Annotated in this window: 8 protein-coding genes; 5 read left to right on the top strand and 3 right to left on the bottom strand. The window is 67.4% G+C overall.

Annotation, left to right across the window (positions count from 1 at the left end):
* Positions 1–288, top strand: a 288-nt coding sequence (locus ACXJLU_RS14205; protein WP_457331895.1) for a hypothetical protein, incomplete at its 5' end; no start/stop codon positions are given.
* A gap of 264 nt (positions 289–552) precedes the next feature.
* On the opposite strand, the gene ACXJLU_RS14200 is transcribed toward ACXJLU_RS14205, so the two are convergent.
* Positions 553–798, bottom strand: a complete 246-nt coding sequence (locus ACXJLU_RS14200; RefSeq protein WP_457331893.1) for a hypothetical protein — start codon at positions 796–798, stop codon at positions 553–555.
* Positions 799–905: 107 nt separating this feature from the next.
* On the opposite strand from ACXJLU_RS14200, the gene ACXJLU_RS14195 reads away from it, so the two are divergent.
* Both ACXJLU_RS14195 and ACXJLU_RS14190 read left to right on the top strand, forming a co-directional pair.
* Positions 906–1,469: a hypothetical protein gene (locus ACXJLU_RS14195; protein ID WP_457331891.1), complete on the top strand. Its 564-nt coding sequence runs from the start codon at positions 906–908 to the stop codon at positions 1,467–1,469.
* A 15-nt stretch (positions 1,470–1,484) separates the two neighbouring features.
* On the top strand, positions 1,485–1,706 hold the full coding sequence (locus ACXJLU_RS14190; RefSeq protein ID WP_457331889.1) for a helix-turn-helix domain-containing protein: 222 nt from the start codon (positions 1,485–1,487) through the stop codon (positions 1,704–1,706).
* Here the strand turns inward: ACXJLU_RS14190 and ACXJLU_RS14185 are convergent, their stop codons facing one another.
* Together ACXJLU_RS14185 and ACXJLU_RS14180 are read right to left on the bottom strand one after the other, a co-directional pair.
* Positions 1,707–2,750, bottom strand: a complete 1,044-nt coding sequence (locus ACXJLU_RS14185) for a glycoside hydrolase family 26 protein (RefSeq protein ID WP_457331887.1) — start codon at positions 2,748–2,750, stop codon at positions 1,707–1,709. It lies immediately after the preceding gene.
* Positions 2,747–4,075 (bottom strand): hypothetical protein, encoded by a 1,329-nt coding sequence (locus ACXJLU_RS14180; RefSeq protein ID WP_457331885.1) that lies wholly within the window; start codon positions 4,073–4,075, stop codon positions 2,747–2,749. The genes ACXJLU_RS14185 and ACXJLU_RS14180 overlap by 4 nt, the downstream gene beginning before the upstream one ends.
* A gap of 158 nt (positions 4,076–4,233) precedes the next feature.
* Between ACXJLU_RS14180 and ACXJLU_RS14175 the strand changes: the two genes are divergently transcribed.
* Positions 4,234–5,256: a LacI family DNA-binding transcriptional regulator gene (locus ACXJLU_RS14175; protein WP_457331883.1), complete on the top strand. Its 1,023-nt coding sequence runs from the start codon at positions 4,234–4,236 to the stop codon at positions 5,254–5,256.
* A 178-nt stretch (positions 5,257–5,434) separates the two neighbouring features.
* Complete coding sequence (locus ACXJLU_RS14170) at positions 5,435–6,679, top strand: ABC transporter substrate-binding protein (protein WP_457331881.1); 1,245 nt, start codon at positions 5,435–5,437, stop codon at positions 6,677–6,679.
* Positions 6,680–6,683: the final 4 nt, after the last annotated feature.

Here is a 6,683-nt window from a genome sequence, read left to right as displayed (position 1 = left end):
CGGGTGCGGGTGCGGGTGCGGGCGCGGGCGCCGGAGCCGGAGCCGGAGCAGGAGCAGGAGCAGGAGCAGGAGCAGGAGCAGGAGCAGGAGCAGGAGCAGGAGCAGGAGCAGGAGCCGGAGCAGGAGCCGGAGCCGGAGCCGGAGCCGGAGCCGGTGCCGGTGCTGACCCAACCGGTGCTGCGGTGTCCGAGTCGTGGCCTCCCCCGCAGGCAGACAGCACCATGGCGCACAGCAGTGCGCTCGTCGCAGTGGCGCGTCTGGGGCGTTGGTTTGGCATGCTCATCGTGAAGATCCTGTTGCGTCAAAGTAAGTGCGGCGCGCCCATCTCATTCGACATGCGGCGCCCTCGATTTCGGCGCTAGTGTCTGAGTCGCGATGTCAGGAAAGCTGACGAAACTTGCGGAGTCGACGGATGCCACGCGGGGCGTTGGCGCAGCGAGACGCAGTGCAACAGGATGCAAGTTCGCCGCACCCGATTTACATCGAATCGGGTGCGTGCTTCGCCTGCGTCAGGGGGTCACATGAAACGTCGCATGCCGGGCGTCGAGCCTTTCACCGCCGGGGTGTCTCGACGGGCCGCCCACCCTCGGAGGGCTCGGTACCCGTCGCGCGTGCGCGCTCCTTTTCATAGTTGGCGAACTCGGGCAGCACCGGGCACGGTGGGTCGGCCGGCTTTCGACTCAGCCGGCATTGCTGCGCCGTGTTGCGCTGACCTTCGTACAAGGCGCGCTCCCAGTTGGCGTCGGCGCACCCGGCCAGCAGGGCGAGCGTGATGCAGACAGCACGGCGATTCAGCATGCAATTTCCTTGTGCTCAGTTCGTTGAGAAAATTTCTGTTCCACATAGTTTTATTATTGTTTTACAGAAATATATGGCAAACTGAATCCCTCGACAAGGGGATCTGCATGAAGAGTTCGCAAAGCGCAATTTCGCCGGTCGGCGCGCGGTTCAACGCGTTGCTTGCGCTCGCATGCCTCGCGATGGTGATTGCCATTCCGGCCCTCACGCTCTACGGGTTGTGCATGACACCGCCCGAGATCTGGCTGGAGCGTCTGGGCGGCAAATCGGCATTTCCGGCCGGTCAGCCCGGTTTGCAGATCGCTGGGTGGCAGTCCGGTCTGGTGGTGCTGGCAGGCATGTTGCCGGCGTGTGCGATGGCCTGCGGCCTGTTCCGCGCGCGCCTTTGCTTCCTCGGTTTCGCGCGCGGCGAAACATTCAGCCTGGGCACGGTGCGGCACCTGCGCGGCTTCGCGGTCGGCATGTTCGCTGCAGCGCTTGGCGGGCTCGTGTCGTCGGCGCTGATCAGCGTGCTCCTGACGCTGGGCGCGCCACCCGGCAAACGCTCACTCGGTCTGGCCATCGGCTCCAGCGAATTGCTGATGCTGCTGTTCGCAGGCATGGTCTGGCAAATCGCGCACGTCATGACGCAAGCCGCCGAACTTGCCGACGAGCACGCGCAGATCGTCTGAAGCGGGACGCCCACCGTGCCCATCGTCGTCCGGCTCGACATCATGCTGGCCGAGCGCAAGGTGAAGTCGAAAGACCTGGCCGAGTACGTCGGCATCACCGAAGCCAACCTGTCCTTGCTCAAGCAGGGCAAGGTGAAGGGCGTGCGCTTCGACACCTTGCAGCGGATCTGCGAGTACCTCGACTGTCAGCCTGCAGACCTGCTCGTCTCGAAACCTGATGGCGAGTCGAGCCGCTGATCAGCGCCTCGTGGTGGTGATGGACAGCAGCGCGTTCCCGTTTCCGCGAATGGACGCGCGGCGAAGGCCATGGATGGCGGCGAGCCAGCTGTCGTTGCCGGAGGTCAGCGCCCAGCTGGTCTCCTTGATGACGTCGAACCAGGTGAAGGCCCGCACGTTGGGCAGCGTCTCGATGTCGCTGAACATGCGCTCGATCCATGCGGCCTTGTCGCCGCCGGTTTCGGAGCAGCCGAGTTCGGCCAGCACGATGGGCTTGGACGGCGCGATCTCGCGGGCCATCCCGACCGCCCGGCCGAAGACCTGGCTGAAGGGCGTCCAGTGCGACCAGTTCTGGCTGGTGCCGAAGTTGTAGCCGTCGATGCCGATCCAGTCGACGTACTCGTCGCCGGGGTAGGCCGCGCGCGGGTCGTTCCACGACTCCGCGGGCGTGCTGTCGTTGTTGAAGCACCAGACCCAGCGGACCTTGTTCGCGCCGGCCGCCCGAAAGCGCTCGACGATGTGGCGGTGGGCCTGCGCGAAGAGCTGGGGCTGGCGGCCGTTCTTCACCAGGCACCAGGGGTACCAGTCGCCGTTGAACTCATGGCCCACGCGCAGCATGAAGGGGTGGTCGACACGCGCCGCGCCTTGCGCCCAGGCGTCGATGGTCGCATCCCACTTGCCTGCGACGATGTCGGCGAGCGCCACCGGGCTGTTGTCGAAGCCCCAGGGCTCCCAGGTCACTTGCGCCGCCACGCCGCGCTGCGCGAGGTAGCGGATCTGCGACTCCGGGAACGACGCGCCGAAGCGGGTGAACCACATCGCGGCCGCGGGCTGGCGGCGCAGGTCGTCCTGCACGTCGATCAGCATGTCGGGCAACGCGCTCTCGCGGAAGATGCCGAAGAAGATGCCGCGGCTGCTGTCCTCGTCGCGGTCGGCAAGGACCGGCAGGGCCAGGCCGTCGTCGAGCGCCGACGCCTTCTTCGGCGCACTGCCGCAGGCCGGCAGGCCCACGCCGAGCGCCGAAGCGGCGAGCAGGCGGCGGCGCAGGCGTTGGTCGGGCCTCATGGCGCCAGCTCCAGCCGGACGATCGCCATCGAGCGGGCGGGCAGGGTGATCGTGCGTCCCGCCTTCGCGGCGAGCGGCTGCAACGGCTTCTCCTCTTCCGCGATGCCCGCGTCGAAGTAGCGTGCATCCTTGAGCGTCAGCGCGGCCTGGCCGTCGATGCGCACCGGCTGGGGCTGCGTGCGGGTGTTGAACAGCACGAGCTGAAGCAGCGAACCCTTCTTCGTCGCATGGGCCCACAGCATCGAGTCGCTGCTCGCCGCATCGACGAAGGCGCCGTCCAGCTCGCCCAGCAGGCCGAAGCCGTAGTAGGTCGGGCGCGGTACGCCCCCCGTGTCCAGCAGCCCGTGGAAGCCGGTGCCCATGTAGGCGAAGTAGTGGGCCAGGTTCAGCCCTTGCTGCGCCATGCGCAAGGCCGATTCGGCCGCCCACATCGCGCCCACCTGGTCGGACAGGAAGCGCGGCCGGTCGGTGCGCCACGACAGGCCGTACTCCGTCACGCCGAACCGGATGCTCCGTCCGTGGCCGAGCGGGTTGCGCGAGCGGTCCTTCCACAACGAGGAAAAGCGCGCGATCGAGCGGTCGACCTCGGCCACCGTGGCGAGCGCGGCCTCTTCGGTGCCATCGCCTTCGGTGGGGTAGATGTGCCAGGTGAGCACGTCCACGACGTCGCCGCACAGTTCGACGAAGCGCTCGAGGAAGAGCGGTGCGCCGGGCTGGGCACCGGAGACGGCGGGGCCGGCGATCAAGGCCTTCGGGTCTTCGCGGCGAATCGCCGCGGCCTGTGCGCGGAAGACCTCGCAATAGCGCGGGACCGTCCAGCTCGCGTCGCCGCGCACGGTACTGAAAAGGTCGGGCTCATTGCCGATCTCCCAGATCCTGACGTTCAGTCCGCGGGCGCGGGCCATGCGCACGGCACGCGCCGCGTCCTGCGGCGTGTTGGCGGCGGGGCGGTCGGGCCGACCCTGGAACACGCGTGTCTGCACGAGCAGTTCGCGTTCGCCCGCGACCTGCGACAGCAGCGACTTGAAGGCGTCCAGCGTCGGCTCGTCCATGTCGTGGTCGTCGCCGATGTTGCCGCCGGGAAAGCGCAGCGCAGCGGCCGGAACCTTGGCCAGTTCATCGCGGAATTCCGTCACCGACATCCAGTTGCCGAAGTTGAAACCGGACAGCACCTGCCGATTGACGGCCGGGCCGACGCGCGAGGGGTCGATGCGCACCGTGGCGACCTGCGCGTTCGCCCAGGTCGCCACCGTGAGGGCGAAGATGCCGACGCAGCGCGCGGCCGAGCGGAGGGGGGTGGGGTGAGGGCTGTCTTTCGGCTTCATGGCCGGCACGATAGCCTGCTGTGCAAGCGCTTGCAACACGCTGACCTGACCGTTCTTGCGAATCGGCGGTGGCAAGCGGGAAACCTCGGGTTTTCCCAGGCGTGATACTCCAGTCAGTGGAGCTTTCTCCTTCCCTGTGCAAGCGCTATCATCAGGCCATGCCCATCGAAAACACCAGCGTCACGCTCGAAGAGGTGGCGCGCCTGGCCGGGGTTTCCACGAGCACGGTGTCGCGCTACCTGAGTGGCACCCATGTCGTCGCCGAAGAGAAGGCGACGGCCATCGAGAGCAGCATCAAGCGCCTGAACTACCGGCCCAACCTGGTCGCGCGCGGGCTCGCCAAGGGCCGCACGATGACCGTCGGCGTCCTGACGCAGGAGATCTCCAGCTCGTTCTTCAACGAGGCCATGCGCGGCGTCGAGGATGGGCTGGCCAGCCACCACTACGAGGCCATCTTCGTGAGCGGCCACTGGAACAAGGTCGAGGAAGAACAGCGGCTGATGTCGCTGATGGGGCGCCGGGTCGACGGCGTGATCCTGCTGGTGGCCGAACTGGACGACGAGTTGCTGGATCGCCATGCGCAAGGCGTTCCCACGGTCCTGCTCGGGCGGCAGTCGGCGTCGATGCGGGTGCATTCGCTGTGCTTCGACCACTACGCCGGCGCCTGCGAGGCGGTGCGCCACCTCCTCGAACTCGGCCACCGCAGGATCGCCTTCATCGCCGGCCCGCCGGGACGCCAGGATGCCGAAGAGCGCTTGCGCGGCTACCGCGACACCCTGGTCGCGGCCGGGCTGCCCTTCGACGAGCGGCTGGTGGCGCCGGGCGGCTATGTGGAGACGGGGRGCGTGACGGCGATGAACATGCTGCTCGATCGCGGCCTGCCGTTCAGCGCGGTGTTCGCCGCCAACGACGACTCCGCCTATGGCGCGATGCTCTCGCTGTACAGGCGCGGCATGCGCGTTCCGGACGACATGTCCATCGTCGGCTATGACGACCTGTCCCATTCCTCCTTCTCGCTGCCTCCGTTGACCTCGGTGAGGCAGCCGCTGCGCGACCTCGGCCGGGAGGCCGCGGGGGCCGTCGTCGCGCTCATCGATGGCCGCAAGCCGCCGCGCGCGGCGATGGCGAAGCTGGAGTTGATCGTCCGCGAATCGACCAAGGCGGTCCCCGTCACACGCTGACACGGTGCGCCCCATCCGGGTGCGCGACACGCCGCGAAACCGCAAGATCGGCTAGGTCGTTCAGGGTTCCCCCCGGGCCGGTGCCGACACCCAGTTCATACACTGCCATGCAAGCGCTTGCATGAGCATTGTCACGGACACGACAGGCGCGTCGTCGGACCACCCCAGAGGAGATGAAGTGAAATTCGCAACCAGGCTCAGTCTCGCCACGCTGCTGGCATCGGCCACGGGCCTTGCCACGGCACAGACGGTGCTGACCGTCGCATCGTTCAAGGATCTCGACCGCTCGGTGCAGGCGGCGATCCCGCTGTACAAGAAGGTCCACCCCGAGGTCGAGATCAAGCTGGTCGCGCTCGGCTACGGCGACCACCACAACGCGATGACCACGGCGCTGGCCACCGGTGCGAACCTGCCCGACGTGATGGGCATCGAGATCGGTTTCGTCGCCAAGTTCGCCGAAGGCGGCGGCGTGGAAGACCTGTCCAAGCCGCCCTACAACGCGCTGCAGTACAAGGACAAGTTCTTCAGGTTCACGGTGGCGCAGGCCACCAGCCGCGGCGGCATCTTCGCCGCGATGCCGGCCGACATCGGCCCGGGTGCGCTGTTCTATCGCAAGGACCTGATGGACAAGGCCGGTGTCACCGAGGCGCAGCTCACCCAGTCGTGGGCCTCGTTCATCGAGGCCGGCAAGGCGCTCAAGGCGAAGACCGGCGCCTACCTGATCCCGCATGCCGCGGCGATCAAGGACATCGTGATCCGCTCGGGCCTGAAGGACGGCGAAGGCATCTACTTCGACAGCAAGGGCAGGATCCTCGTCGATTCGCCGCGCTTCGTGGAAGCTTTCGAGACCGCCAAGCTGGCGCGTGCGGCCGGCATCGACGCCAAGGTCGGCGCCTGGAGCAACGAGTGGAGCGAAGGCTTCAAGCGCGGCACCATCGCCTCGGAGATGATGGGCTCCTGGCTCGCCGGCCACCTGAAGAACTGGATCGCCCCGGACTCCAAGGGCCACTGGCGCTCGGCCGGCCTTCCCGGCGGCGTGAACGCCTCGTATGGCGGCAGCTTCTACGCGATCCCGAAGGGCGCGAAGAACAAGGAACTCGCCTGGGACTTCGTGAAGTTCATGACGACCAGCAAGGAGGTGCAGATCGCCGCCTTCCGCGAACTCGATGCCTTCCCGGCGCTGGTCGAGGCCACCACCGACCCGTTCGTCGACCAGCCGATGGACTTCCTCGGCGGCCAGAAGGCGCGCCAGGCCTGGCGGGCCACCGCGGCGAAGATTCCCGCCACCGAAGTGGACAAGCTCGACCCGGTGGCCGCTGAAGTCGTGAGCGCCGAGTTCGACAAGGTGCTGGAGCAGGACAAGGACGTGAAGACGGCGCTGGCCGACGCGAAGAAGGCGATCGAACGCCGCGTTCGCCGCTGATCCC

The sequence above is a fragment of the Rhizobacter sp. P5_C2 genome, assembly GCF_054049715.1.
Note: the sequence above shows the minus strand (reverse complement) of the source record. Positions and strands in the feature narration are given on the sequence as shown.